Source organism: Hansschlegelia beijingensis, assembly GCF_014196425.1.
GTDB lineage: Bacteria > Pseudomonadota > Alphaproteobacteria > Rhizobiales > Methylopilaceae > Methylopila > Methylopila beijingensis.
Genome location: NZ_JACIDR010000004.1, coordinates 172,722 through 197,102, shown reverse-complemented (window position 1 = coordinate 197,102; position 24,381 = coordinate 172,722). Strand labels below are relative to the sequence as shown.

The window sequence follows — 24,381 nt, the reverse complement described above, 5'->3', positions numbered from 1 at the left end:
CCAGCGCCCGCGGCGCATGAGCGGAGCGGCGTCTCGCGCGCTGGCGCCGCTGGACGAGGCGCTCGCGCTTCTGGCCGGCCTCGCGTCACCGGTGGCGGCCACGCAGGTCCTCTCCGCCGCCGCCATCGGGCGCGTCTCGGCCGCGGACGTGCTGGCGCCCGTGGACGTCCCCGCCTGCCGCACCGCGTTGCGCGACGGCTGGGCCGCCGATGCGGCGTCGATCACCGGCGCTTCTCCCTACGCGCCGGTGACGCCGCGGCGGCCGCCCGTCTGGGTGGAAGCGGGAGCTCCGCTGCCTCCCGGCGCCGACGTGGTGCTGCCGCCCGAAGCGCTCGTCGGGCGCGAGATCATGGAGGACGCCCCCGCCCTCGACGGCGTCCGCAACGCCGGCGAGGAGGTTCGCGCGGGCGCGCTGCTGCTCGTGGCCGGAGAGCGCCTGACGCCGATGCGCCATGCAGGGCTTGCGGCCGCGGGCGTCACCTCGATCGCGATCCGGGCGCCTCGCCTGCGCCTGATCATGACCGGCGCTCCCGCCCCCGCCGTCGGCGACGCTCTCTCGGCCGCCATCGCGGCCCTGAGCGCGGCGGCGGGCGCCTCGGTGGAGACGCTCGCGGCGCCGGATGACGTCGAGCGGATCGCGAAGGCGATCGGAGCGGACGGCGCGGACGCGATCTTCGTCGTCGGCGGCACCGGAGAGGGGCGCACCGACCGAAGCGCGGAAGCGCTCGGGGCGGCGGGCGATCTGATGCTGCACGGGCTTGCTCTGAGGCCCGGCGAGACCGCCGGCCTCGGCGCCGCGGCCGGACGGCCCGTGCTGCTGTCGCCCGGTCGGCCCGAGGCCGCGCTGGCGGTGTTCGTCGCGCTCCTGCGCCCGCTCCTGGGCGTTCTGTCCGGCGCTGGCGCGCCCCCCACACAGCGCGCGCCGCTGACGCGAAAGATCGCATCGACGATCGGCTTGACCGAGGTGGTGTTCGTGCGGCGCGTGGACGGCGGCGTGGAGCCGCTCGGCGGCGCGGGGCTACCGATCGCGCAGCTCTCGCGCGCCGACGGCGCGGTTCTGGTCAACCCCGATCGGGAAGGCTATCCAGAGCGCGCCGAAGTCGAGGTGACGCCGCTTTGAACGAGCATCATCCCGTGAGGGACGCCGCCTTTCTGGACCGTCTCGCGGCCGCGTCCCGTCAGGAGCAGTTCCTGACGGTCGCCAGCCGCGAAGAGGCCCTCCAGCGGTTCAGGGACGCCATTCCCCATCAGGCCCTGCCCTCGGAAAAGGTCGAGCTCGGGGTGGCGCTCGGCCGCGTGCTGGCGGCCGACCTGGCGTCTCCGATCGATGTGCCGCCGTTCGACCGGGCGCTGGTGGACGGCTTCGCACTCCGGGCCGGCGACACCGAGGGCGCGAGCCAGGCGGCGCCCCGGCGGCTTCGTCTGAACCATGAGATTCTCGCCTGCGGGACCGCGCCGACGCTTCCGGTCTCGGCGGGGACCGCGACCCCGATCGCGACCGGCGGCGTTGTCCCCCGGGGAGCGGACGCGGTCGCGATGGTCGAGCACACCGAGCTCGAGCCGGACGCGCTCACGATCGATCTGACCCAGGCGGCCCGCCCCGGCCAGTTCATCGGCTACGCCGGCGCCGACATGGCGATGGGCGAGACGGTGCTGCGCAAGGGCACGCTGATCACGGCGCGCGAGATCGGCATGCTGGCCGCTTGCGGGCTGGCGCAGGTCGAGGTGGTGCGACGGCCCAAGGTCGCGGTGCTCTCCACCGGAGACGAGCTCGTGGCTCCCGGAACGGCTTTGCGCCCGGGCGCGATCTACGATTCCAACGGCGCGATCGTCGCGGCGTCCGTCGTGGAGAATGGCGGCGAGGCGAACCTGCTCGGCATCGTGCCGGACGACGAGGCGGCGCTCGAGGCCGCCCTCGCCCGCGCGATCGAGACGCACGATCTGGTGGTGCTGTCCGGCGGCACCTCGAAGGGCGCCGGCGACGTCTCGCATCGGATCCTGTCCCGGCTCGGAGCGCCGGGCGTGCTGGTGCACGGCGTCGCGCTGAAGCCCGGAAAGCCGCTCTGTCTCGCGGTCTCCCGAGGCAAGCCGATCGTCGTGCTGCCCGGCTTCCCGACCTCGGCGATGTTCACCTTCCATGAGTTCGTGGCGCCGCTGGTGCGGGCGTTGGCCGGGCTTCCGCCGCGCGAGGAAGAGGCGATCGAGGCCGCGCTGCCCCAGCGGACTGCGTCCGAGCTTGGCCGAACCGAGTTCGTGATGGCGTCGCTCGCCCATTCGCCCGAAGGGCTCGTCGCCCTCCCCCTGCCGAAGGGGTCCGGTTCCGTCACGGCCTTCTCTCAGGCCGACGGCTACTTCTCCATCCCGGCCAACCGCGCCGGCGTCGAGGCCGGCGAGACGGTCTCGGTCATCCGCCTCGGCGCCGGCGTGCGGCCCCCGGACCTCACCATCATCGGCAGCCACTGCGTCGGGCTCGACCGCGTCATCGGACTTTTGATCGACCGCGGCGTCCGGGCGCGGGCGATCTGGGTCGGTTCGGCCGGAGGGCTCGCGGCGCTGAAGCGCGGCGAATGCGATCTCGCGGCCATGCACCTGCTCGATCCGGAGACCGGCCGCTACAACGCGCCCTTCCTCGGCCAGGGCCTCGCGCTTGCGGAAGGCTGGCGGCGCCTGCAGGGGATCGTGTTCCGCCCGGGGGACGAGCGCTTCGAAGGTCGTTCGGCGGCCGAGGCGGCGGCTGCGGCCGTCACGGACGAGAGCGTTGTGATGGTCAACCGCAACACCGGGTCCGGCACCCGAGCGCTTATCGACGGCCTCATCGGCGACGCCAGGCCGCCCGGCTTCTGGAACCAGCCGCGCTCGCACAACGCGGTGGCGGCGGCTGTCGCGCAGGGGCGCGCGGACTGGGGGGTCGCCATCTCGAGCGTCGCGAAGGCCTACGGGCTCGGTTTCCTGCCGCTCACCGAAGAGCATTACGACTTCGCCTATGCGGCCGGGTCCCGGTCCGAGGCGCTCGCCGCGTTCCTGAAGACACTCTCGGATCCGGAAACGGCGGCCACGCTCAGGACGCTTGGCTTCTCGCCGGCCGCGGGCTCATGAGCGGGCCGAGCGTCATCGGGCTCGCCGGATGGAGCGGCGCGGGCAAGACCACGCTGCTGGTCAAGGCGATCCCCTTGCTGGTCCGCCGCGGCCTGCGCGTCGCAACGCTGAAGCACGCCCACCACGCATTCGACGTCGACCAGCCGGGCAAGGACTCCTTCCTGCATCGGCAGGCCGGCGCCAGCGAGGTGATCATCTCCTCGGCGCGTCGCTGGGCGCAGATCCATGAGGTCGGCGACGGCGCCGAGGCGACGCTGGCGGAGCTGCTCGAGAAAGTGAGCGCGGTCAATCTCGTGATCGTGGAGGGCTTCAAACGCGACGTCCACGCCAAGATCGAGGTGTTCCGCGCCGCGAACGGGCGGCCGCCGCTGCATCCGGACGACCCGCGCATTCTCGGGGTGGCGAGCGACCAGCCTTTTGCGGACGCGGCGGTCCCGGTCGTCCCGCTGGACGACGTGGCTGCGGTCGCGGACCTGCTGATCGCCAGCGCCGAGCCGCTCGACGCGACGCTGGCGCGGCTCCGGACGGGAGGCCCGGATGGCGCAGCTCGCTGACGATTGCTTCGCGTTCGGCGGCAGGCTGATGACGATCGAGGAAGTCCTCGCGCTCATCCACGAGCGGCTTCCGGTGGTGGCCGGCGTGGAGACCGTCCCGCTCGCGCTCGCCGACGGCCGGGTCGCGGCCGAGGACATCCTCGCCCGCAACGACGTGCCGGGGTTCGCGAATTCCGCGGTCGACGGCTATGCGGTGCGTTACGCCGATCTCGCCGCGGACGGCGAGACGCTGCTGCCGGTGACGGCGCGGATCGCGGCTCGCATCTCGGGCGACGCCGCCCCGGCGATCGAAGGCGCGGCCCGGATCTTCACCGGCGCGCCGATGCCGCCGGGCGCGGACACGGTCTTCATGCAGGAGGATGTGCGGCTCGAAGGGAGCCATGTCGCGCTTCCGCAGGGCCTGACACCCGGCGCCAACATGCGCCCGGCAGGCGAGGACATCGCCGCCGGCGCGATCGCGATCTCGGCCGGCCGCCGCCTGCGCCCGCAGGACGTCGCGCTCGCCGCCGCGACCGGCCACGCCGACCTGCCCGTGAGGAAGCGTCTGCGGGTGGCGCTGTTCTCCACCGGCGACGAGCTGGTCGCGCCGGGAGAGCCGCTGCCGCCCGGCGGCGTGTACGATTCGAACCGCGTGATGCTCGGCGCGCTGTTGCGGCGGCTCGGCGCGGAGGTCAGCGACCTCGGCGTCCTGCGCGACGATCCGGGCGCGCTGGCGGAGCGCATCGCGGGCGCGGCGCGCGACCACGACCTGATCCTGACTTCGGGCGGCGTCTCGACCGGCGAGGAGGATCACGTGAAGGCGGCCGTCGAGGCGGTCGGCCAGCTGGTGTTCTGGCGGCTCGGCATCAAGCCCGGCCGCCCGCTCGCCATGGGCGCGGTCGGCGGGGCCGCGTTCGTCGGGCTGCCGGGCAATCCGGTGGCGGTCTATGTCACGCTGCTGTTCGTGGTCCGCCCGCTGATGGCGCGGCTCGGCGGCGCCCTGCACGAGCCGCTCCCGCCGAGAATGGTGCGCGCCGCGTTCCCGTACCGGAAGAAGTCCGGCCGGCGCGAATTCGTGCGCGTCAGCCTCGCGCAAGGGCCCGACGGCGTCACCGAAGCGCACAAGTTCCCGCGCGACGGCGCCGGCGTGCTGACCTCGCTCACCGAAAGCGACGGCCTTGCGGAGCTTGCAGACGACCTCACGCGCGTGGCGGAAGGCGACATGATCCCCTTCCACCCTCACGGGCTGCTGTGGTGAGGCTCGCCGTAGCCGGCGGTTTCGCGCGCGGCGGAACGCGCGGCCTCGATCAGGGGCGCCAGCCGTTCCGCCGGAACCGAGGCGCGCGCCGCAAGGAAGTAGATCTCCCAGCCGAGCGGTTTGAAATCGAGGCCGAAGGCTTCGGCCGCCGCGCGCGTGCCCATGCCTGAGTCCGCTGCGCCGGAGGCGATGAGCGCCGCGACCGCCTGATGGGTGAACTCCTCGGAGTGGAAGCCCACGATGTCCTCCGTCGCGACCCCGCACTCCGCGCAAAGCCGCTCGAACCAGATGCGCGTGCCGGCCCCCCGTTGCCGGTTCACGAAGCGCGCCCGCCGCGCGACGAGGTCGGGGATGCCCTCGAGCCCGAGGGGATTTCCACGCGCGAACATCAGCCCCTGCTCCCGGCGGAACAGAGGCCGCACCGTGAGGTCCGGATCCCGGAAGAGGCCGTCGAGCGGCGGCGGCGCCTCTCCTTCCGAGCCGTAGTGGAAGCCCGCGGCGTCGGCCCCGCCGGCGGCGAGCTTCGCGACAGCGTCCATGCTGCCGGCGACCGAGAACTCGACGTCCGCCACGCGTTCGATGACCGAGAGCAGCAGCGGATCGTGGCTGCCGCAGACGCGCAGGCGCCTCCCGGCGGAGCCGAAAAGCCCGGCGAGGCTGGCGTTCAGGGCCGCCTCCTCCGCGGCCCGCACAGGTTCGATCCGGTCAAAGGCGGCCGCAAGGGATCGCCGCAACTCCGCGCCGAATGGGGTCAGCGCGCTGCCATGCCCCTTGGTCTTCACCACCACGGCGCGGCCCAGCGACGTCTCCAGCCGGGCGAGCTGTCCCCAGGCGGAGCGGTAGGAGACGCCCATCCGCTTCGCCGCGCCCTGAAGCGAGCCTGTTCGATCCAGTTCGTCGAGCAGCGAGAGCGTGGCCGCAAGCAGGACCGTCTCGCCGCCGGCGCGGAGATCGCCGTCGAGGCGCAGGCGGACGTTCATATGCACCCCCTTTCCTATTGATCAGGCTGAACGGTCCATATCATTGGAAGAGGAGTTCGGCGTCCATGCTCGATACGTTCAACGAGACGATCTTCCGGCTGGCGACGCTCGACCGCGACGTGGTCTCGATCGCGGCGTTGTCGCTCCGCGTCAGCCTGGCTGCGGTCGGCGTCGGGCTTCTGCTCGGCGTGCCTCTGGGCGCGCTGGTCGCTGTGGCGCGGTTTCCCGGCCGGGGGGCGGTGGTCGCCCTGCTCAACGCCTTCATGGGCCTCCCGCCGGTGGTGGTCGGCCTCTTCGTCTATCTTCTTCTGTCGCGCTCCGGACCGCTCGGAGCCGCCGGCCTGCTGTTCACGCCGTCCGCTATGATCGTGGCGCAGACCGCGCTCGCCACGCCGCTGATCGCCGCCCTGACGCGGCAGATCGTGGCGGACGCCGAGGCCAATCTTGGCCCCCAGCTGCGTTCGCTCGGCCTCTCCGCCGTCCGGCGCTCGGCCGTGGTGATCTACGACGTGCGCTTCTCGCTGGTGACGGTCGCGCTCGCCGCCTTCGGACGGCTGGTCTCCGAGATCGGCGCCGTGCTGGTCGTGGGCGGCAACATCGACGGCTACACCCGGACCATGACGACGGCGATTTCGCTCGAGACGCAGAAGGGCGATCTCAGCCTCGCGCTCGCGCTGGGCCTTGTCCTGATCGCGCTGGTGGTCGCGATCAACGCCGCCGCGCTCGGGCTCCGGGGCTACGCCGCGCGCGCCTATGGAAGCGCGTGATGGCGGCGATCACGCTCGACAAGGTCGAGGTCGCGTTCAACGGCAAGACCGTGCTCGATCGCCTGACCACTGAACTTCCGCCGACCGGCGTGACCGCGCTGATCGGCCCAAACGGCGCCGGAAAGAGCGTGACGCTGCGGGTGATCGACGGCCTCGTCGCGCCCAATTCCGGCTCGGTCCGGATTTCCGGCCAGCGCCCGCCGCGACGCGCCTTCGTGTTCCAGCGTCCCGTCCTGGTGCGAGCCAGCGCCGCCGCCAATGTCGAGCTGGCGCTGACGCCGCTGCGGATCACGCGCGCGGAGCGCAAGGCGCGGGCGCGCGCCGCGCTCGACCGGCTCGGCCTCTCGGCCCGCGCCGATCACCCGGCCACGCTGCTTTCGGGCGGCGAGCAGCAGCGCCTCGCCCTCGCCCGCGCCTGGGCGATCGAGCCGGACCTCGTGCTGCTCGACGAGCCCACGGCCAATCTCGATCCGGCCGCGACCGAACTCGCCGAGGGGCTCGTCGACGAGATCAGCCGCCGCGGCGCCAAGGTCGTGCTCGTCTCGCACAATCTCGGACAGGTCGTGCGGCTCGCCGACGACGTGGTGGTGCTGTCGCGCGGCCGCGCCGTCGAACACGGGCCCACCCGGGCGGTGCTGACGTCGCCGCGATCGGCGGAAGCTCAGGCCTACATCAAGGGAGAACTGCCTTGGACATTCTTCGCCGCGGCGTCCTGACGTTCGGACTCATCGCCGCCCTCGGGTTTGGGCCGCAACTCGTCCTGGCGGAGCCGGCCTCGATCATCGTCGCCTCGACGACGTCGACCGAACAGTCCGGACTGTTCAAGCACATCCTCCCGCTCTTCAAGGACAAGACCGGGATCGAGGTGAAGGTGGTGGCCCTCGGCACGGGCCAGGCGCTCGACGTCGCGCGGCGCGGGGATGCGGACGTCGTTCTGGTCCACGACCGCCCGGCTGAGGAGAAGTTCCTCGCCGAGGGCTTCGCCAAGGCCCGCCACGACGTCATGTACAACGACTTCGTGCTGATCGGGCCAAAGGACGACCCCGCGGGCGTCAAAGGCCTCGACGTGCTGGAAGCCTTCCGCAAGCTCGCGGCCGCGGAGGCCCCGTTCGTCTCGCGCGGCGACCGCTCCGGCACGCACAACGCCGAACTCCGTCTCTGGAAGAACGCGGACGTGGACCTCGCGGCCGTGCGCGGGGAGTGGTACCGCGACGTCGGCCAGGGCATGGGCCCCGCGCTGAACACGGCCTCGGCCAGCAACGCCTACCTGCTGGCCGACCGCGGCACCTGGCTCTCCTCCAAGAACCGGGGCGACCTCACGATCCTGGTCGAAGGCGACAAGCGCCTCTTCAACCAGTACGGCGTCATGCTCGTGAACCCCGAAAAGCACCCGACCGTAAAGGTCAAGGAGGGCCAGGCGTTCGTCGACTGGCTGATCTCGAAAGACGGCCAGGACGCGATCGCCGCATACAAGATCGGCGGCGAGCAGTTGTTCTTCCCGAACGCCGCGAACTAGCCGGGCGGCATCCAGGCAGACGTCGTCGCCTTCCGGGCGATATGTGCGCCGCAGGTCGAGCGAGGCCGGGATCGCGCCGCAGAACGCCTCCGGCGCCGGCCGGTCATTGGGCGAGCGCGTTGGCGGCCGTCTCGATCAGCCCCGCGACCGCCTCCGGCTGAGACAGGAAGGGCGCGTGGCTCGACTTCACCTCGATCGCCGTGCTGCCCGCCCGCTTCGCCATCATCCGCATCAGGTCCGGGTTGATCGCGCGGTCCTCGGTCGCGATCAGGGCCCAGTTCTTGCGCGTCTTCCAGGCCGGCTGCGTGATCCTGGCCTCGAAGCTCGCCTTGGCCGGCAAGACCTGGGAGTGAGCCATGAAGGTCGCTTCGGCAAGCGGGACGTCGGCCGCAAAGTCTGCGGGATAGACCTTGGGGTCGAGATACAGATAGCCGTCGGGCGTCGCCTTTATGCCGGTGGTGGCCGGCGGCATCCGGCCCGCGAGGTCCAGCAGGTTCTCGCCCTCGTCGGGCTGGAACGCCGCGATATAGACCAGCCCGGCGACGTTCTCCGCCGAGCCGGCCTGGGTCACCACCATGCCGCCATAGCTGTGTCCCACAAGCACGGACGGGCCGTCCTGCAGATCGAGGATGCGGCGGGCGGCGTCGACGTCGTCCTTGAGCGAGGTCATCGGGGGCTGGACGACCGTGACGCGGTAGCCCTTGTCCCGCAGCAGGTCGTGGACCTTGCGCCATCCGGCGCCGTCCGCCAGCGCGCCATGGACGATGACCACGTTCTTGATCGGCGCGGCGAAGCCGGGAGCGAGCGCCGCCATCGCCAGCAGCGCCCCTCCGGCCAGCGAAAGCGAGAGCCTGAACAGTCCCATGGCTGAACCCTTTTCGGCCGTGACTTCCGTTATGGGGACCGCGCAGCCGCCTCAGCGGGCCTTGCTCGGGTCGTCCGCGGGATTGACGTAGTTCAGGCCGAACGGGCCAGTGCCGTTCACCTGGATCACCGCGGCCTCGTCCTTGGTCCAGAGCGAGTGGGGCATAAGGGCCGGCAGATAGAGGAAGCCGCCCGCCCCGAACGCCTGGCCGCGGCTCTCGACCATCTTCTCCCCCATGTCATGCACGAGGCTGCCTGACAGCAGGGTGACCGTCTCGTCGGTCGCATGCGTGTGCGGGGCGATCGTGGTCCCGGCCGGGATCCGGAGCCTGAGCGCGAACGGCCCCGGCTTCTCGGGGTCGCCCATCACGACGCTGATCTCGATGCCCTTCGGAAGCGCGGCCGGAGCCGGCTTCCACTGGACGGCGGCCGCGTCCGAAATGGCGATCATCTGCTTGTGGGCGGAGGAGTCCGCCACTGCGGCGCCGGATAGCGCAACAGCCGCCGCGAGGGCCGCAAAACCGGTCGCTAGTCTCACAGGCAAACCCTCCAATGCTTTGGCGCTCACTCAAGAGAGCGCGCAATGTCGATCGGCGACCTTGCGATCGCGCGTCATGACTTCCCGTCATCCCGAGCTTGCGTCGCCTTTAGTCAAAGGCTCTATGATCGGGCGACCCTATAGTGAGGGTCCCGGGCCGGCTTGGAATGGCGATCCGCACATGAACCCTTGGGCATTTTTCCTGAGAGCGCCGCAGGCGCGATGGCTGCAGGCCGCCGCAACGTCGAGCGCGGCCGCGGCGGCCGCGCTCGACGTTGCTTCCGAGTTGAAGCGAGCCCGGAGCCTCGACCTCAAATGGGCGCTGGTCCGACGCATCGTCATCGTCGCGCTGCTCTGCCTGTCGGCCGGCGCGATCTTGGCCGCACATGGGGTGGCGAGCGATGCGCGGCGGCAGAACGAGGACGCCGCGGAAGCGGTCGAGAAGCAGCTTCGGGTCCAGATCATCCGCATCACGCGGGGGCTCGATCTCGTGGAGCGGTTTCCCGACTGGGAGTCGGTCCTGAAGTTCGCGCTCGGACCTGGCCAATGCGTGCGGCTGCTGGGAGCCGACGGGGCGATCCGGAACGCGAGCTGCGTGGGCAGCGACGAGCGAGCCGAGAGCCCGCCCGGCTGGTTCGTGGACGCCTACCGGGCGCTGTTCTTCGACCAGTCGGTCGCCGAGCGCCGGCTTGTCCATCGCGGCCAGTCCTGGGGCGTGATCCGCGCCACGATCGACCCCGCGGTGGTCGCAGGCCGCGCCTGGACTGAGCTGACCCGGACCCTCGGCCTGTGGGTCGCGATGATCGGCGCGTTGTGCTTGCTCGTATACTTCGTGGTCGACCATGCGCTGCGGCCGACGACCGAAATTCTCGCCGGCATCAGCCGCCTGGCGGAAGGCGACCTGTCGAGCCGACTGCCCGCCTTCCGCCTCTACGAGCTTCAGCGGATCGCGTCGGTGTTCAACGGCCTGGCGCGAAAGCTTCAGGCGACCACGTCGGACCGCGCCGAACTCGCCCGCAGGCTGGTCGACGCGCAGGAGCGCGAGCGACGGCTCATCGCCCGCGAACTCCACGACGACATCGCGCAGCGGCTGACGGCGCTGAGCTGCGTGGCGGCGTCGATCGGCAAGACGGTCGCGGCGAAGGCGCCCGAGGCGTCCAGGGAGAGCGGCGAACTGGTCGCGCTGGCGTCGAGCGCGATGCGGTCGCTGCGCGAGACGCTCGCCAATCTCCGGCCCCCGGAGATCGATGATCTCGGCCTGCTCACGAGCCTCCGGGAACTGGTCGCCGGTCAGGCCCGGCTGGCGGCGGGGCGCACGCGTTTCACGTTCCATCCTGAGGGCCGGTTCGAGGACGTCCCGGCGGAGGCGGCCGCTCACATCTACAGGATCGTGCAGGAGGGTCTGAACAACGCCGCCCGTCACGCCTCCGCCGAGACTGTCGAGGTCGTCTTGCGCGAAGGCCCGGAAGCGTCCTCCTCTGGGGGAGAACGCTCGCGGTCGATCGAGTTGCGGATCACGGACGACGGACTGGGCCTGCGCCGCGCCCCTTCGTCCGATCCGCTGACGGGCGCCGGCCTCATCGGCATGCGCGAGCGGGTCTATGCGCTCGGCGGCGATTTCACCGCCGGCCCGCGGGCCGAAGGCGGCTTCGAGTTGCGGGCGAGCTTTTCTGTCCGCCTCGGTCAGCGGGAGCGAGCCTGATGAGCGTCTCGATCAGGGTGATGCTGGTCGACGACCACGCCATCGTGCGCGAAGGCTACCGGCGGCTCCTGGAGAAGGAGGACGGCATCAACGTGGTCGCGGACGCAGGCGACGGCGCAGCCGCCTATTGCCTCTACAAGGAGAGCGCGCCCGACGTGGTCGTGATGGACATCAGCATGCCCGGCCGCGGCGGCATCGACGTGATCCGGCAGATACGCCAGTGGGACCCGCATGCGCGCATCCTCGTGTTCAGCATGCACGCCAATTCGAGCTACGCCCTCCAGGCGTTCCGCGCGGGCGCCAGGGGCTACATGACCAAGAGCAGCGCGCCGGATCTGCTGGCCGGCGCGGTGCGGAGCGTCGCCCGGAACCGCACGGCTCTCTGTCCGGAGATTTCGGCCGCCCTCGCCGCGACCCGGCTGGAGGAGGAAGCGTCCGCGCTCGAGCGGCTGTCGCCGCGAGAGTTCGAGGTGCTGCGGATGCTGCTCGACGCGAAGTCGACGGAAGAGATCGCGAGCGCGCTCAACCTCACGGCCAAGACTGTCGCGAATTACCATTACGCCGTGAAGACGAAGCTCGGCGTCTCGTCCGACATTGACCTTGTCTATTATTGCATGCGCAACGGCGTGGTGTCGCCGCTGGCGGAGACCGGGCCCAGGTGAAGAGCCGCTTGCGGCGCTTCGAGAGCTTGGAATTCGATGGCGAAAAGCCGGAAAGCGCCCTCATACGAGGGTATGAAGCAGCGACCTCATTGTTCAATAAAAAGATCGCCGCGAAAATCCAAATATGTCTCCAGCAGACGCCGCGGTTGGCGCCTCGAAACAAAGATGATGGAGACGTACAATGAAGACCATGATGATCGCCGCCGCGCTGGCCAGCCTCGTTTCCACCGCCGCGTTCGCCGAACCCTCCGCGCAGGATTGGTCCCGCATGCACTCGCAGCGTCCGGCGGCCGCCATGAGCTACGCCCCCAAGGCGGCCGAGCACGTCGCTCCGGTGCGGCTCAAGAAGATGATCCGGACGGGCGACCAGGGCCAGTCGCATCGCTACGATCCGACGACCTGGGACGCCGACGAGAACAATGGTTGACGTCGCCCGGACCCGGTCCGCAGCTCACGCGGACCGGGTCCCGGCTGACCGACGGGCGTCGGCGGTCAAGAAGATCCGCGGCCTGGCCGCGGCCGAGACGTAGATTCCACTGTCTCTTTCCAAAGCATCAGGCGACATTCCAGGCTCGCTGCGGGGAGCATGGGCAAATGCGAGCGCTCGGCTGAGAGCGGCGAAGCAATCGGGGGCGCAAGTGGTGGCGACGAGCACGACGGAGCCCGCGACGCCGCGGCTTGATCAAGCAGCGGCCCTGCGGGCGCTTGCTTTCGTGTTGACCCTGGGGGTGTTCCTCGTCGACGTCCTGACGCCCCTCGAGGGCGCGGTCGCCGTCCTCTACGTCATCGTCATCCTGGTCGCGGCGAGGATCTCGCTGCCGGATCTTCTGGCCGCCTCCGCGGCGAGCGTGGCTCTGACGGCGCTCGCCTATGTCGTCATGCATGGCTTCGGTCACGTCGGCTCCCCGACCTTGCGGGTGCTGGCGAGCTTCTCGGCGATCGGCATCGCGACCCTCCTCGCCATCCAGAACCGGAAGGCGACGGCGAGGCTTCGCGAGCAGGCGCAGCTGCTCGATCTTTCGCACGACATGATCTTCGTCCGCGACGCGCAGGGGGTGATCAGATTCTGGAACAGCGGCGCCGAGAATTGCTACGGCTGGACCTCCGAGGAGGCCGTCGGCAGGGTGGCGGATGATCTGCTCGCGACGGAATATCCGACGAGCCGCGACGAGATCGAGGCGGAGTTGCTTCGCACGGGACGCTGGGAGGGGATGCTGCGTCAGCGCACCCGAAGCGGCGCGACCATCATCGTCGAAAGCCGCTGGGTCCTGCAGCGCAGCGGCCCTGGCCAGCCGGACCGGGTGCTCGAGACGCACCGTGACGTCACCGAGCGCGAAGCCTCGCACATGGCGCTGGCCCAGAGCGAGCGTCGTTTCCGGCGGATCTTCGACGCCAGCCGGGTCGGCCTGCTGCAGGAGGACTGGTCGGCGCTCCGGGCGGAACTGAAGCGCCGGATCGCGGACGGCGAGACCGACCTCCCGGGCCAGATCGAGCGCGATCCTGATTTCGTGGCGCGCGCCAAAGCATTGGTGACGATCACCGACGTCAATGCGGCGTTCCTCGAGATCGCCGGGGCCGACAGCCCTGCCCGCTTCGCGGGATCGCTTGACACTGTGCTGAGCGAGGCTGATCAGACCTTCGCGGCCTCCCTTATCGCATTCTGTCGCGGCGACAGGTTCTTCGAGGGCGAGACCGAAATCCGCGCGGCGGGCGGCAGGCGCGTTCCGGTCATCTTCGGACTGACCTTCCCGGACGCTGACGAGAGCATGGATGGCGAGGTCCTCGCCTTCGTGGTGGACGTGACCGAACGCAACAACGCTCAGCACGCGCTGATGGCCGCCCAGGCGGAGCTCGCCCACGCGGCCCGCGTCGCCACGCTTGGCGAGTTGACCGCCTCGATAACCCACGAGGTCAACCAGCCGCTCGCGGCCATCGTGACCAATGGCGAGGCGGCGCTGCGCTGGCTCCGGCGCAAGGAGCCGGACCTCGAAGAGGTCTCCACGGCGCTGACGCGCGCGATCGACGAGGGCAAGCGCGCCAGCGCGATCGTCGGCCGCATCAGGTCGTTTCTGAAGAAGGGGCCCATCAGGCGCGATCTGCTCGACGTCTCCGAATTGGTCCAGGACGCGATGCTCCTGGTCGAGCGGCAGCTCATGACCTCAGGCGTGACGCTCCGGCTGGCGATCGACCCCAAGCTTCCGACGATCGTCGGGGACCGGGTGCAGCTGCAGCAGGTCCTCGTGAATCTCGCCGTGAACGGCGCGCAGGCCATGCTCGCGACGGGTGGCGGCAGCCTTTCCGTGCAGGCCTGCGCCGAAGGCCCCGAGCACATCCGGATCAGCGTCCAGGACAGCGGCCCCGGCATCTCGCAGGAAGACGCCGCGAGACTGTTCGAGCCGTTCTTCACGACCAAGCAGGACGGCATGGGCATGGGTCTTGCGATCTGCCGGTCGACGGTCGAAGCTCACGGCGGTCAACTTTCTGTCGAGAGCGAGCCGGGCGAAGGCGCCCGTTTCACGTTCACGCTCCCGGCCGCCCCCACAGAGTCTCAAGATGATCCGGCAAGGCAGCAGCGGCTCGAAGGATGAGCGCCCGGCGAAGCCGGTCGTTCTGGTGGTGGACGACGACGCCGGCGTCCGCGACGCGCTCGGCAGCCTGTTTCGCTCGGTCGGCCTCGACGCGGAGCTGTTCGGATCGCCCGCCGACCTTCTGCGCCGTCCCGTGCCCGACAACCCGAGCTGCATCGTCCTCGACGTGCGGCTCCCGGGCGTGAGCGGGCTCGACTTCCAGCAACAGCTCGCGGCCTCGGGCGTCGATCTTCCGGTGATCTTCATGACCGGGCATGGCGACATCCCGATGTCCGTGCGCGCCATGAAGGCCGGCGCGATCGACTTCCTGGCGAAGCCGTTCAGGGACCAGGACATGCTCGACGCCGTCATGAGCGCGATCGAACGCGACGCGCGCCGACGGCGGGAACAGGCGGCGGAAGCGGATCTGAAGTCGCTTTACGAGAGCCTGACGGCCCGCGAACGCGAGGTGATGGGATACGTGACCTCAGGCCTCATGAACAAGCAGGTGGCGGGCGAACTCGGCCTCAGCGAGATCACCGTAAAGATCCACCGCGGCAACGCGATGCGGAAAATGAAGGCCAAGTCTTTGGCCGAATTGGTCCGGATGGCGGAGGCGCTCGGCCTCTCCCGGCCGCAGTCTTCGTAAGGCACACTAGTGTATGATTCCCGGCCCGATTGGACGCGCCTAGGCTCGAACCCTAACTGAGTACCTTACGCTGCATCCCAAGGATGCGAGAGGATGTTATGGCCGAGGCGCCGATCATCGCGATCGTCGACGACGACGACGGCGTTCGCGCCTCGCTCGCCAGTCTCGTGAGATCGCTGGGCTACCATGCCCGGACCTATTGCTCCGGGGGCGACTTCCTCGCTCATGGGCCGGGAGATGAGCCCGACTGCATGATCGCCGACGTCCAGATGCCCGTGATGACCGGCGACAGGCTGCAGGAAGTGCTGGTTTCGAGCGGACGCCGCTTCCCGATCATCTTCATGACCGCGTTTCCCACGGAAGACGTGCGTCGGAGGGTGATGGCGAACGGCGCGCACTGCTTCCTCACCAAGCCTTCCGATGGCGCCACGATCATTCGCTGCATCGAGGACGCCTTGGGCCGGCCGGGCGATCCTCGCCCCTGAGTTGCGGCCGAATCTGCGGCTCGGGCTACCAGCGCGGCCCGTCGTAGCGGGTGATCTCTTCCTCGACGAACGGCCGGTCACGTCGGACGTGGCGCCAGTCATGGTCGGGCGGAAGCTCCTCGACATGGGCGCGCCGGACCACCACCGGCGGGGGCCGCCGCACGATCACCCGCTCCTCGATCGGCTCCTCCTCCTCGATCGTGACGCTGCGCCAGGCCGGCTCCTCGACCACGGTCTCGCGCTCGAGCGGCGCCCGCTCGTAGCTGTGACGCTCATAGTAGCTCTCGGGAACATCGGCGGCGAAGGCGGGCGCTGCGGCCATTCCGGAGAGAAGCGAAAGCGCGATCAGACGACGCATGACGAGAACCTCGATTGCCCCGTCCAGAGAGTGGCCTCCCAAGCTTGGCCGGATCATGGCGGGAACGATCTCCGGAACGGGCGCGGCGCCTCGTCTGTTGTTCCGGGGACAGAAAATCAGGAGGCGCCTCATGGCACGACTGGATCGAGACCCGCCCGAGCCCACGAGCCCCTACGCCAACACGTCGCAGACGGACCCGGGCGATCGCGCCATTCTGGAGTCCGCCACCGGGCGCGTCGCTCCGGATGATGACGGCGAACAGTCGGACATCGAAAGCGTCAGGGAAGACGAGATCCGCGAGAAAAGCTTCGGGGGCGAGCCGGCCAGCGAGCGGACGAACTTCCATACTTCCGGCTCCGGCGCGATCGAGACCGACGACGGGCTCGACGAGATCGAGGAGGCCGTGCGTCAGGTCGCCGAGGATGTTCGGGAGAACGACGCCGCTGACCGCGACGGTCCGGTGTTCGACAGGGGGGAGCAGAGCTGACCTGTCGGGGCGCCGTCACCCGGGAGCGATCTGCTCCATGCGGCACTGGCCGGGCGATTTGTCCGGCCGCCACCGCAGCAGCTTGGTCCCGTGGCGGAACCGGTCGCCGGTGACGTGATCGAAGCGCACCTCGACGACCAGTTCCGGTCTCAGCGGCTCCCATTGGCCGCTTCGCTCGTTGCTCCAGCGGCTGGGCCCACCCGGCGCGCGGCCCGTGAAGCCCGGCGGTTCGCGCAGCGCCTCGAGCCGCCGGGTCAGCTCCGGCCGTTCGGCGTTGGAGATCGTCGAGGTGAAGCCGACGTGATCCAGCCGCCCCACGGAATCATAGAGCCCGAGCAGCAGCGAGCCGACCAGCGGTCCCGCGCTCTCGTACCGGAAGCCGCCGACGACGCAGTCCGCGGTGCGCAGGCGCTTGACCTTCACCATCGCCCGCTCGCCGGCCGCGTAGGGCCCGTCGAGGCGCTTGGCGACGACTCCATCGGTCGCGCCATGTCCGGCGTCAGCGAGCCAACGCCCGGCTTCGTCTGGATCGTCGGTGAACCTCGAAACGCTCACGTCAGGCGTCTTCAGAAAGAGACCCGCAAACCTCTCGAGCTCGAGCCGGCGTTTCGCGAGGGGCTGGGCGATAAGAGACCCGCCGTCCGGAGAAACCAGCATGTCGAACAGGATCAGCTGCGCTGGCGTCGCGGCCGAAAGCTTGCGGATCCGGCTCTCCGCCGGGTGCAGCCGCATCTGAAGCGCATCGAATGACAGGCGGCCGTCGATCTCGATGACCAGTTCGCCATCGAGCACGAAGCGATCGACCTTCAGGCTGCGCAGGAACCGAACGACCTCGGGGAAGTAGCGGCCGAGCGGCTTGCCGGATTTCGCCCTGAGCTCGACCGCATCGCCGGCTTTGAAGGCGAGGCAGCGAAAGCCGTCCCATTTCGGCTCGTATCGCCAACCCTCGCCCTCAGGCAGCGCTTCCGCGGCGCGCGCCTCCATCGGAGGCGTCGTCAGGGGAACGCCGAATTGCTCTTCCGGAGGAGCGGCGGGCGCGACGGTCATCCCTGCGTTCTCGCGCGGGCAGCCGTCGTTTCAAGGACGACGGCGGCGCTGTGCCCGGGATGTCGGCCCTACGAGGTGAAGAAAGGGCCGTGCCGTCCGGGTCGGAGCTACCAGTCCGCGTCGAGCGCGCGGAACGACGGAAGAACCTCGGGCTCCTCGGGGCTCGTGAGGTCCGGCGCCAGAGGCGGGTCGATCCGCAGCGCAAGCGACGGCTCCATCACCTCGAAATCGACCCGCGCGCCCTCGATCCGGTTCAGACGGATCAGCAGCCTGCCGAAGTGGCCGCTGTCGATGGCCGCAGTCTGACAGGCGCCGCAGGCCGCAAGCGTCTCGCCGCGGGCGAGCAGGTACCCGGAGGCGGAGCTGCGCCTCGAGGCGGCGTCGCGTCGCACCGAAATCGAGTAGTCGACCGCTCCGGCCTCTTCGCCGTCGCAGATCAACACAGCCTTGTCCGCACAGACCGTTTCGAGCATCGGACGATGGAACCTGTTGCTCGCGGAGCGCGAGGAAGCAGAACATAGCGTCTCCACGTTAGAACGCTAGATGGCCGGCGCTATCTGGCGATTGACGCAGCGCAAGCGCGGGCGCAGGAACATTCTGACGTTGTGGCGCTTCATGCGTTCATTCGCGGCCTGCACAACCGGACGCCAGTTCGCCGGTCGGAGCAACATCGAATGACGGCGGCGCCGGCGGCTACCGAGGGGCTCTCGGTTGAAGAGATGACCATGATGCAAGGCGACGAAACCGAGGACGACGGCATCGCCCGCCAGCGCGCGCTGGGAGCGGAGTTGAAGCGGGTCTTCGGCAGCGTGGTGGAGGAGCAACTGCCCGAGCGGCTCCAGGACCTGGCTGCGCGCCTTGAGTCGATGCTCGCGCAGAACCGCTCCGAGGACGACGAGGCCCCCGCGCCGCAACCCGGCGAGACGCGGGCCGACTGACGTCAGATCTCGTCCGCGGTGGTGGCGTCGAGCAGCGTCGCCAGCCTGGCCCGAGCCCGGTTCAGCCGGCTCTTCACCGTACCGATCGGACAGCCGCAGACTTCGGCGCATTCCTCGTAGCTGAGGCCGAGCGCGCCGATCAGGATCAGCGCCTCCCTCTGTTCCTCCGGCAGCTGCTCCACCGCGGACCGCAGAGCGGAGGTCGCCGGCAGCCAGGCTTGCGAGGCGGCGGCCCCGACATCCTCCGGCGCGGTCTCCGACATCATGTTTCGTTCGCGGCTGCGCCGCTTCGACAAGGAGATGTGGGTGTTGCGCAGGATGGTGAAGAGCCAGGCCTTGAGGTTCGTGCCGGGCGCGAACTGGTGGATGTTCGCCAGCGCGCGAACCAGCGTCTCCTGAACGAGATCGTCAGCCTCGGTCACGTCGCGCGTCATGGAGCGGGCGAACGCGCGGAGCGCGGGGATCAGATCCGTCACCGACCGCGCGAGATCGGATTTGGCGTCGCGCGACGGCGCAGACGGCTCCCGCGCCTGCTCGCCCGCGTTGGGAGGCTCCGTAGCCGCCGGATTGTCCGTCACTCTTGGCACCTACGCCGGTGTCTCTGGGCCGCGCGAAACTGGCCGTGCGCCCCCGTCTCACGAGGCGGAGGCGGAACGGATTTGCGCGGGCTTTGTTCCCGGCCGTGATTCCGGGGTAGTCGGGCGCCCACTTCCGTGCAAGGGTGCAGGTCTGCGAGCGCTCCGCCAACGGCGACGTGACGCGCTCCGGGCGACCAGCAAAACATGCGTCGGTCAGGGCTGGTCTCAGGCCCAAGAGGAGCGTCGACCAATGGATATGGGCGAGTTGACGCGGCAATTGCCGTACCTTCGACGTCATGCGCGGATGCTGCTCGGGCGGCAGGATCATGCTGACCTCCTCATCGAGGAGGCGCTGCGCGAGCTCCTGGTGGCAGGCGACAGCCTCGCGATCCGCCGCGACCCGCGGCGCGAGCTTCTCAAGGCCCTGTATGCGGCGCTGCGCGACCTGGGGCTGCCTGGACCGGCGGCGCCTTCCACCGAGTTCCGCCCGCCGGCGGATGCGCGGCTGCAGAATCTGCCGCTGCCGCAGCGATCGGTGCTGCTGCTGCTCGCGGTCGAGCGGCTGAGCGTCGCCGACGCCAGCGAGGTCACGCGGTTGAGCGGAAGCGATGTTCTCCGGCTGGCGCACGAGGCTCAGAGCGACGTGGAGCGCACGCTGGAGACCGACATTCTCATCATCGAGGATGAATGGGCGATCGCGAGGGATCTCCGCCACATCGTGAGCGACCTCGGCCATCGCGTGACCGGCGTCGCGGCCAGCCGCGAGCAGGCGCTCGAGCTCGCCGCCCGTGACGCGCCCGGTCTGGTTCTCGCCGATCTGAACCTCTCCGACGGCGATTCCGGGGTTGATGCGGTCCGCGAGATCTTCCGGGATCGTCCGACGCCGGCGATCTTCGTGACCGCCTTCCCGGAGCGGCTGCTGGCGCGCGCCCGGCCGGAGCCGATCTACCTGATCACCAAGCCGTTCTCGCCTGCGATGATCAAGTCGACCGTCAGCCAGGCGCTGTTCTTCGCCTGACTCCGACGGTCGAGCGGCGTCGTCTCAGGGGCGGTCCGCGCTGAGGCGCGGAAGACTGCACGCTTGAACTCGCGCGCATGCGGCTCGCCAGGCGGGACCTGGCCAGCCCATATCGTCCGCGGCTGTCGCATTCCGCGGCGGACGATACGTGCCCGTCGGACGGGGCAAGCCCGCCGCCAGCCGTCAGACGCGCGCCGAGGCGCCCGCCAGTATGTCGCGGATCTCGCTCAGCAACTTGACGTCCTCGGGCTTCTCCGGCGCCGCCGCGGGCTTGGCCTCTTCCTTCCGCTTCATCCTGTTGATGCCCTTGATCAGCAGGAACAGGATGAAGGCGATGATCAGGAAGTTGAGCGTCACCGTGAGAAACTCGCCATAGGCCAGCACGGCGCCCTGCTTCTTCGCGTCAGCCAACGATGAGGCGGTGACGGCGGAGGAAAGCGGGAGAAAATAGTTCGAGAAGTCCAGCCCGCCGATCACGGCGCCGACGATCGGCATGAAGACGTCGCCGACGAGACTCTCCACGATCCTTCCGAAGGCCGCGCCGATAATGACGCCGACCGCGAGGTCGACGACGTTGCCCTTCATGGCGAATTCTTTGAATTCCTGGACCATCGACATTGTGTCGCTCTCCTCCTCGGCCGATGACAAGCCGGGCTCTCCCCCGCTAGAGGTTATTGACGCCGCGATGGGATCGACAAGGCTTCGACCTTGATCGGTTTTTCCAGCGCGCTGATCGTTTGGGAGCGTTTGTCTTGCAGGCCTGGATCGTGACCGCGATCGCCCTCCTCTATCTGGGCGGGCTGCTGGCGCTCGCGGCTTACGCCGATCGCAAGCGTCCGCTGTGGATGACCGGCCGGGCCAGGCCGTGGGTCTACGTCCTCGGCCTCGGCGTCTACTGGACCTCCTGGGGCTTCTATGGCGCGGTCGGTTTCGCGGCGACGAACGGCTGGAGCTTCCTCGGGCTGTCCCTTGGCCCGGCGCTCGCGCTCCTGCTGCTCGGGCCGCTGATCCGCCGCATGATCAGGGTCGCCCGCGCCAACAACATCACGTCGGTGGCCGACTTCGTCGGAGCCCGTTACGGCAAGAGCGAGCTCGTCGCCGGCGCGGTGGCCGTGACGGCCCTGCTCGGCGTTACGCCTTACATGGCGCTGCAGCTCAAGGCGGTCGCCATGTCGTTCGCGCTGCTGACCGGCTCGGAAGGGGCTGGCGGGCTCGACCCGGCGCTCGGGGCCGCGGCGGCGCTCGCCGTGCTCGCGATGCTGCTCGGAGCGCGCAAGGTGGCGGCCACGGAACACCAGGACGGGCTGATGCTCGCGGTGGCGACCGAGTCCGCCGTGAAACTCGCCGCATTCCTGGCCGTCGGCCTCTTCGTCGTCTTCGCCCTCCATGACGGCGTGGCGGATCTGGTCCAGGCGGCGCAGGCGGCAGGCGCCGCAGGTCTCTTGGCGCGGCCGCCGGACCTCCTGCAGATACTGGCGCTGACGTTTCTTTCGCTCATGGTGTTCCTGCTTCTGCCGAGGCAGTTCCATGTCACGGTCGTCGAGAACCGGAGCGAAGACGAACTGCGCCGCGCGACCTGGGCGTTTCCGCTCTATCTCCTCGCCTTCAACCTGCTCATTGCGCCGATCGCGCTTGCCGGCTTGCTGGCCTTCCCGCCGGCCGCCGGGGTGGCGCCCGACGCCTTCGTGCTCGCCCTGCCTCTGCAGAACGGCGCGGCCTGGCTCGCCGCCATCGCCTTCCTCGGCGGACTTTCGGCCGCGAGCGCGATGGTGGTCGTGGAGTCGGTCGCGGTCGCGGTCATGATCTCCAACGACCTCGCCATGCCCATCCTGCTGCGCCGGCGCGGGGCGCGGCGACGGAGCATGGCGGAGCAACTGCTCACGCTGCGGCGGCTGGCGATCGTGGCCGTCATCCTGTCCGCCTACCTTCTGCACCGCTGGACGAGCGGAGCGCAGCTTTCGGCGATCGGCCTCGTCGCCCTTGCGGCGATCGCGCAGTTCGCCCCCGCCTCCTTCGGCGGCCTGTTCTGGCGTCGCGCGACCGGGCGCGGAGCTGTGGCGGGCGTCGCGGCGGGCGTCGCTGTCTGGAGCTGGACGCTCGTCCTGCCGGCGCTCTCCACGCGGCTGCCGATGCTGCAGGGGCTGGTCGCGGACGGCCCATGGGGGCTCGCCTGGCTTCGCCCCGAGAGCCTCTTCGGCGTCTCGCTCGGCGATCCGCTGGCGCATGGCCTCGTCATGAGCCTTGCCGCGAACCTCCTCGCCTTCCTGACCTTCTCGCTGACGCGCGCCGCGACGCCGATCGAGCGCCAGCAGGCCGCGCTGTTCTGTGACGAGCCTGCTCCACGCCTCGCCGAGGATGCGGACCAGCCGCTGCGGCGGCCGCTGCGGGCGCGCGCGACCGTCGGGGAGCTGATGCAGACCCTGTCCCGCTATCTGGGGCCGGACCGGGTCGAGACCGCCTTCCGGGGCTTCGCGATCGCGCGCAACGCCGAGCTCGAGCCCAACGCCGCGGTCGACCTGCAGACGCTTCGCTTCTCCGAGCATCTGCTCGCCTCCGCGATCGGGCCCGCCTCCTCGCGGCTCGTGCTCTCCATGCTGCTGACCCGGCGCAATCTGACCACGCAGGCGGCCCTCAAGCTGCTCGACGAAGCCTCCGCGGCCATGCAGACCAGCCGCGACGTGCTCCAGAACGCGCTCGACCATGCGCGGCAGGGCGTCACGGCGATCGACCGGGACATGAAGCTCGTGTGCTGGAACCGCGAGTTCCGAGAGCTGTTCGACCTGCCGGAAGGGATGCTGCATCTCGGCGTCGGCCTCGAGGACATCTTCCGGTTCAACGCCGCGCGCGGTCTCTACGGGCCGGTCAACGCCGACGAATTCATCGCGGACCGCCTCGAGCGGTTCGTGGTGAAGCTGGAGACGCTGAGGACACGCCTGCATCCCTCGGGCCGCGTCATCGAGATCCGCTCGGCCCGCATGCCGGACGGCGGCGTGGTGACCACCTACACGGATATCACCGAGACGGTCGCGGTGCAGGAGGCGCTGGAGCGCGCCAACGAGACGCTGGAGCGGCGCGTGCGCGAGCGCACGCGCGAACTGACGCGCCTCAACCAGGAGCTCGCCCGCGCCAAGACGGAGGCCGACGAGGCCAACATCTCGAAAACGCGATTCCTGGCTGCCGCGAGCCACGACATCCTGCAGCCGCTCAACGCCGCGCGCCTGTTCGCGACCAGCCTCGTCGAGCGGGCCGAGGCCGAAAGCGATCAGGCGCGGCTGGCGAGGAACGTCGACTCCTCGCTCGACGCCGTCGAGGAGATCCTCTCCACGCTGCTCGACATCTCGCGCCTCGACACCGGCGCGATGAAGCCGGAGCTTTCGAACTTCAGGCTCGACGAGATCGTCTCCCAGCTCGCGCGCGAATTCGCGCCGGTGGCGGCCGAGAAGGGTCTGAAGCTCAAGGTGCTGCCCACGAGCCTGACCGTGCGGTCCGACCGGCGGCTGCTGCGGCGCGTGCTGCAGAACCTCGTGTCCAACGCGATCAAGTACACCCCGAAAGGGCGGGTCATCGTCGGCTGCAGGCGGCTGCGGGGCCGGGTCAGGATCGAGATCTGGGACACCGGGCTGGGGATCGCCTCCGGCCAGCAGCGGCTGGTGTTCCGCGAGTTCAAGCGGCTCGAGCAGGGCGCGAAGGTGGCGCCAGGCATCGGCCTCGGCCTGTCCATCGTCGAGCGCATCGCCCGCGTCCTCGAGCATCCGATCACCCTGCGCTCGCAGCCCGGCCGCGGTTCGGTCTTCGCGCTCGAGCTGCCGACCGCGGCGGCCATGCCCGTGGTCGCTTCACTGGAAGTGCTGCCGGCGCATCGCGCCTCCGCCCTCAAGGGGCTGGCGATCCTGGTGATCGACAACGAGCCCGCGATCCTCGACGGCATGAAGACATTGCTGGAGAGCTGGGGCTGCACGGCCGTCACCGCCTCCAGCGAGAGGGAGGCCGAGCAGGCCATCGTCAGGAACAAGCTGACGCCCGACGTCATACTTGCCGATTACCATCTCGATGAGGCCGACGGCCTCGAGGCGATCGTCAAACTGAGATGGAAGCTCGGCGCCCCGATCCCGGCCGCGCTGATCACGGCGGATCGCTCCCCGGGGCTGCGGGAGAAGGCGGCCTCCAAGGACCTTCAGATCCTGCCGAAGCCGGTTCGTCCGGCGGCGCTGAGGGCCCTGCTCGCGAAGGCGCTGACGAGGCGTGCGGCCGCAGAATAGAGCGCGCCGCAGGGACAGGCCGGAGGCTGGCTCGCGGCGTCGCAGCCTCGCCGCCAGCCTCTATTCAAGCTCCGGTGAA

At 69.8% G+C, this 24,381-nt stretch carries 25 protein-coding genes; 17 read left to right on the top strand and 8 right to left on the bottom strand.

Annotated features, from left to right (window positions below; all coding sequences use genetic code 11):
* Positions 1-16: 16 nt before the first annotated feature.
* Genes GGR24_RS13465 through GGR24_RS13450 form a run of 4 tightly spaced genes read left to right on the top strand, consistent with a single transcriptional unit; the run spans position 17 to position 4,887 of the window.
* Positions 17-1,120, top strand: a complete 1,104-nt coding sequence (locus tag GGR24_RS13465; protein WP_183395890.1) for a molybdopterin-binding protein — start codon at positions 17-19, stop codon at positions 1,118-1,120.
* Between the two features lie 14 nt (positions 1,121-1,134).
* Positions 1,135-3,096, top strand: coding sequence for a molybdopterin biosynthesis protein (locus GGR24_RS13460; RefSeq protein WP_183395889.1), 1,962 nt, complete (start codon positions 1,135-1,137; stop codon positions 3,094-3,096).
* Positions 3,093-3,650, top strand: coding sequence for a molybdopterin-guanine dinucleotide biosynthesis protein B (gene mobB, locus GGR24_RS13455; RefSeq protein ID WP_183395888.1), 558 nt, complete (start codon positions 3,093-3,095; stop codon positions 3,648-3,650). The genes GGR24_RS13460 and mobB overlap by 4 nt, the downstream gene beginning before the upstream one ends.
* The gene (locus tag GGR24_RS13450) at positions 3,634-4,887 is read left to right on the top strand and encodes a molybdopterin molybdotransferase MoeA (RefSeq protein ID WP_183395887.1); all 1,254 of its coding nucleotides are present in this window, start codon (positions 3,634-3,636) and stop codon (positions 4,885-4,887) included. The genes mobB and GGR24_RS13450 overlap by 17 nt, the downstream gene beginning before the upstream one ends.
* Here GGR24_RS13450 and GGR24_RS13445 read toward each other — a convergent pair.
* Positions 4,869-5,867 (bottom strand): substrate-binding domain-containing protein, encoded by a 999-nt coding sequence (locus tag GGR24_RS13445; RefSeq protein WP_183395886.1) that lies wholly within the window; start codon positions 5,865-5,867, stop codon positions 4,869-4,871. The genes GGR24_RS13450 and GGR24_RS13445 overlap by 19 nt on opposite strands.
* Before the next feature lie 65 nt (positions 5,868-5,932).
* Between GGR24_RS13445 and GGR24_RS13440 the strand changes: the two genes are divergently transcribed.
* The 3 genes from GGR24_RS13440 to GGR24_RS13430 are packed head-to-tail and all read left to right on the top strand — an operon-like array spanning position 5,933 to position 8,150.
* A complete protein-coding gene (locus tag GGR24_RS13440; RefSeq protein WP_183395885.1) occupies positions 5,933-6,634 on the top strand; it encodes an ABC transporter permease in 702 nt (233 codons plus the stop codon).
* Entirely contained in the window at positions 6,634-7,350 is a 717-nt protein-coding gene (locus GGR24_RS13435) for an ATP-binding cassette domain-containing protein (RefSeq protein WP_183395884.1), read from the top strand. Before GGR24_RS13440 ends, GGR24_RS13435 begins: the two co-directional genes overlap by 1 nt.
* Positions 7,323-8,150, top strand: a complete 828-nt coding sequence (locus GGR24_RS13430; protein WP_183395883.1) for an ABC transporter substrate-binding protein — start codon at positions 7,323-7,325, stop codon at positions 8,148-8,150. The genes GGR24_RS13435 and GGR24_RS13430 overlap by 28 nt, the downstream gene beginning before the upstream one ends.
* A gap of 103 nt (positions 8,151-8,253) precedes the next feature.
* On the opposite strand, the gene GGR24_RS13425 is transcribed toward GGR24_RS13430, so the two are convergent.
* Together GGR24_RS13425 and GGR24_RS13420 are read right to left on the bottom strand one after the other, a co-directional pair.
* On the bottom strand, positions 8,254-9,015 hold the full coding sequence (locus tag GGR24_RS13425; protein ID WP_183395882.1) for an alpha/beta fold hydrolase: 762 nt from the start codon (positions 9,013-9,015) through the stop codon (positions 8,254-8,256).
* Between the two features lie 51 nt (positions 9,016-9,066).
* Positions 9,067-9,552: a cupin domain-containing protein gene (locus GGR24_RS13420; protein WP_183395881.1), complete on the bottom strand. Its 486-nt coding sequence runs from the start codon at positions 9,550-9,552 to the stop codon at positions 9,067-9,069.
* Positions 9,553-9,733: 181 nt separating this feature from the next.
* Between GGR24_RS13420 and GGR24_RS13415 the strand changes: the two genes are divergently transcribed.
* The 6 genes from GGR24_RS13415 to GGR24_RS13390 all read left to right on the top strand — a co-directional run bounded on the left by GGR24_RS13415 (position 9,734) and on the right by GGR24_RS13390 (position 15,617).
* Positions 9,734-11,254 (top strand): sensor histidine kinase, encoded by a 1,521-nt coding sequence (locus GGR24_RS13415; protein WP_183395880.1) that lies wholly within the window; start codon positions 9,734-9,736, stop codon positions 11,252-11,254.
* Positions 11,254-11,916 carry a response regulator gene (locus GGR24_RS13410; protein WP_246398430.1) on the top strand — a complete coding sequence of 221 codons (663 nt, stop codon included), beginning with the start codon at positions 11,254-11,256 and terminating at the stop codon, positions 11,914-11,916. The genes GGR24_RS13415 and GGR24_RS13410 overlap by 1 nt, the downstream gene beginning before the upstream one ends.
* Before the next feature lie 181 nt (positions 11,917-12,097).
* Positions 12,098-12,343, top strand: coding sequence for a hypothetical protein (locus GGR24_RS13405; RefSeq protein ID WP_183395879.1), 246 nt, complete (start codon positions 12,098-12,100; stop codon positions 12,341-12,343).
* A 214-nt stretch (positions 12,344-12,557) separates the two neighbouring features.
* Entirely contained in the window at positions 12,558-14,504 is a 1,947-nt protein-coding gene (locus GGR24_RS13400; protein WP_183395878.1) for an ATP-binding protein, read from the top strand.
* Complete coding sequence (locus GGR24_RS13395; RefSeq protein WP_183395877.1) at positions 14,470-15,132, top strand: response regulator transcription factor; 663 nt, start codon at positions 14,470-14,472, stop codon at positions 15,130-15,132. Before GGR24_RS13400 ends, GGR24_RS13395 begins: the two co-directional genes overlap by 35 nt.
* Positions 15,133-15,230: 98 nt before the next feature.
* Positions 15,231-15,617 carry a response regulator transcription factor gene (locus GGR24_RS13390; protein WP_183395876.1) on the top strand — a complete coding sequence of 129 codons (387 nt, stop codon included), beginning with the start codon at positions 15,231-15,233 and terminating at the stop codon, positions 15,615-15,617.
* Between the two features lie 25 nt (positions 15,618-15,642).
* Here GGR24_RS13390 and GGR24_RS13385 read toward each other — a convergent pair whose 3' ends face one another.
* Complete coding sequence (locus GGR24_RS13385; protein ID WP_183395875.1) at positions 15,643-15,975, bottom strand: hypothetical protein; 333 nt, start codon at positions 15,973-15,975, stop codon at positions 15,643-15,645.
* Positions 15,976-16,105: 130 nt separating this feature from the next.
* On the opposite strand from GGR24_RS13385, the gene GGR24_RS13380 reads away from it, so the two are divergent.
* A complete protein-coding gene (locus tag GGR24_RS13380; RefSeq protein ID WP_183395874.1) occupies positions 16,106-16,462 on the top strand; it encodes a hypothetical protein in 357 nt (118 codons plus the stop codon).
* Positions 16,463-16,477: 15 nt separating this feature from the next.
* Here GGR24_RS13380 and GGR24_RS13375 read toward each other — a convergent pair whose 3' ends face one another.
* Positions 16,478-17,509 carry an ATP-dependent DNA ligase gene (locus GGR24_RS13375; RefSeq protein WP_183395873.1) on the bottom strand — a complete coding sequence of 344 codons (1,032 nt, stop codon included), beginning with the start codon at positions 17,507-17,509 and terminating at the stop codon, positions 16,478-16,480.
* Positions 17,510-17,616: 107 nt separating this feature from the next.
* Positions 17,617-17,952: a hypothetical protein gene (locus GGR24_RS13370; RefSeq protein WP_183395872.1), complete on the bottom strand. Its 336-nt coding sequence runs from the start codon at positions 17,950-17,952 to the stop codon at positions 17,617-17,619.
* 231 nt (positions 17,953-18,183) lie between these two features.
* Here GGR24_RS13370 and GGR24_RS13365 point away from each other — a divergent pair, with 231 nt between their 5' ends.
* On the top strand, positions 18,184-18,447 hold the full coding sequence (locus GGR24_RS13365) for a NepR family anti-sigma factor (protein WP_183395871.1): 264 nt from the start codon (positions 18,184-18,186) through the stop codon (positions 18,445-18,447).
* A 2-nt stretch (positions 18,448-18,449) separates the two neighbouring features.
* Here the strand turns inward: GGR24_RS13365 and GGR24_RS13360 are convergent, their stop codons facing one another.
* The gene (locus GGR24_RS13360; protein ID WP_343066255.1) at positions 18,450-19,025 is read right to left on the bottom strand and encodes a sigma-70 family RNA polymerase sigma factor; all 576 of its coding nucleotides are present in this window, start codon (positions 19,023-19,025) and stop codon (positions 18,450-18,452) included.
* A 250-nt stretch (positions 19,026-19,275) separates the two neighbouring features.
* Here GGR24_RS13360 and GGR24_RS13355 point away from each other — a divergent pair, with 250 nt between their 5' ends.
* Positions 19,276-20,043 carry a PhyR family response regulator anti-anti-sigma factor gene (locus GGR24_RS13355; protein ID WP_343066254.1) on the top strand — a complete coding sequence of 256 codons (768 nt, stop codon included), beginning with the start codon at positions 19,276-19,278 and terminating at the stop codon, positions 20,041-20,043.
* A gap of 183 nt (positions 20,044-20,226) precedes the next feature.
* Here GGR24_RS13355 and mscL read toward each other — a convergent pair whose 3' ends face one another.
* Entirely contained in the window at positions 20,227-20,655 is a 429-nt protein-coding gene (gene mscL / locus GGR24_RS13350; protein WP_183396020.1) for a large conductance mechanosensitive channel protein MscL, read from the bottom strand.
* Between the two features lie 140 nt (positions 20,656-20,795).
* Here mscL and GGR24_RS13345 point away from each other — a divergent pair, with 140 nt between their 5' ends.
* A complete protein-coding gene (locus tag GGR24_RS13345; protein WP_183395869.1) occupies positions 20,796-24,302 on the top strand; it encodes a hybrid sensor histidine kinase/response regulator in 3,507 nt (1,168 codons plus the stop codon).
* Positions 24,303-24,381 lie beyond the last annotated feature (79 nt).

What these genes read in the sequence shown, in the direction of transcription:
- GGR24_RS13450 (WP_183395887.1), top strand. Translation starts at nt 3,634, where the DNA reads ATGGCGCAGCTCGCTGACGATTGCTTCGCGTTCGGCGGCAGGCTGATG.
- GGR24_RS13405 (WP_183395879.1), top strand. Translation starts at nt 12,098, where the DNA reads ATGAAGACCATGATGATCGCCGCCGCGCTGGCCAGCCTCGTTTCCACC.
- GGR24_RS13355 (WP_343066254.1), top strand. Translation starts at nt 19,276, where the DNA reads ATGGATATGGGCGAGTTGACGCGGCAATTGCCGTACCTTCGACGTCAT.
- GGR24_RS13425 (WP_183395882.1), bottom strand. Translation starts at nt 9,015, where the DNA reads ATGGGACTGTTCAGGCTCTCGCTTTCGCTGGCCGGAGGGGCGCTGCTG.
- GGR24_RS13435 (WP_183395884.1), top strand. Translation starts at nt 6,634, where the DNA reads ATGGCGGCGATCACGCTCGACAAGGTCGAGGTCGCGTTCAACGGCAAG.
- GGR24_RS13375 (WP_183395873.1), bottom strand. Translation starts at nt 17,509, where the DNA reads ATGACCGTCGCGCCCGCCGCTCCTCCGGAAGAGCAATTCGGCGTTCCC.
- GGR24_RS13365 (WP_183395871.1), top strand. Translation starts at nt 18,184, where the DNA reads ATGACGGCGGCGCCGGCGGCTACCGAGGGGCTCTCGGTTGAAGAGATG.
- GGR24_RS13410 (WP_246398430.1), top strand. Translation starts at nt 11,254, where the DNA reads ATGAGCGTCTCGATCAGGGTGATGCTGGTCGACGACCACGCCATCGTG.
- GGR24_RS13415 (WP_183395880.1), top strand. Translation starts at nt 9,734, where the DNA reads ATGAACCCTTGGGCATTTTTCCTGAGAGCGCCGCAGGCGCGATGGCTG.
- GGR24_RS13385 (WP_183395875.1), bottom strand. Translation starts at nt 15,975, where the DNA reads ATGCGTCGTCTGATCGCGCTTTCGCTTCTCTCCGGAATGGCCGCAGCG.
- GGR24_RS13445 (WP_183395886.1), bottom strand. Translation starts at nt 5,867, where the DNA reads ATGAACGTCCGCCTGCGCCTCGACGGCGATCTCCGCGCCGGCGGCGAG.
- GGR24_RS13465 (WP_183395890.1), top strand. Translation starts at nt 17, where the DNA reads ATGAGCGGAGCGGCGTCTCGCGCGCTGGCGCCGCTGGACGAGGCGCTC.
- mscL (WP_183396020.1), bottom strand. Translation starts at nt 20,655, where the DNA reads ATGGTCCAGGAATTCAAAGAATTCGCCATGAAGGGCAACGTCGTCGAC.
- GGR24_RS13440 (WP_183395885.1), top strand. Translation starts at nt 5,933, where the DNA reads ATGCTCGATACGTTCAACGAGACGATCTTCCGGCTGGCGACGCTCGAC.
- mobB (WP_183395888.1), top strand. Translation starts at nt 3,093, where the DNA reads ATGAGCGGGCCGAGCGTCATCGGGCTCGCCGGATGGAGCGGCGCGGGC.
- GGR24_RS13390 (WP_183395876.1), top strand. Translation starts at nt 15,231, where the DNA reads ATGGCCGAGGCGCCGATCATCGCGATCGTCGACGACGACGACGGCGTT.
- GGR24_RS13380 (WP_183395874.1), top strand. Translation starts at nt 16,106, where the DNA reads ATGGCACGACTGGATCGAGACCCGCCCGAGCCCACGAGCCCCTACGCC.
- GGR24_RS13395 (WP_183395877.1), top strand. Translation starts at nt 14,470, where the DNA reads ATGATCCGGCAAGGCAGCAGCGGCTCGAAGGATGAGCGCCCGGCGAAG.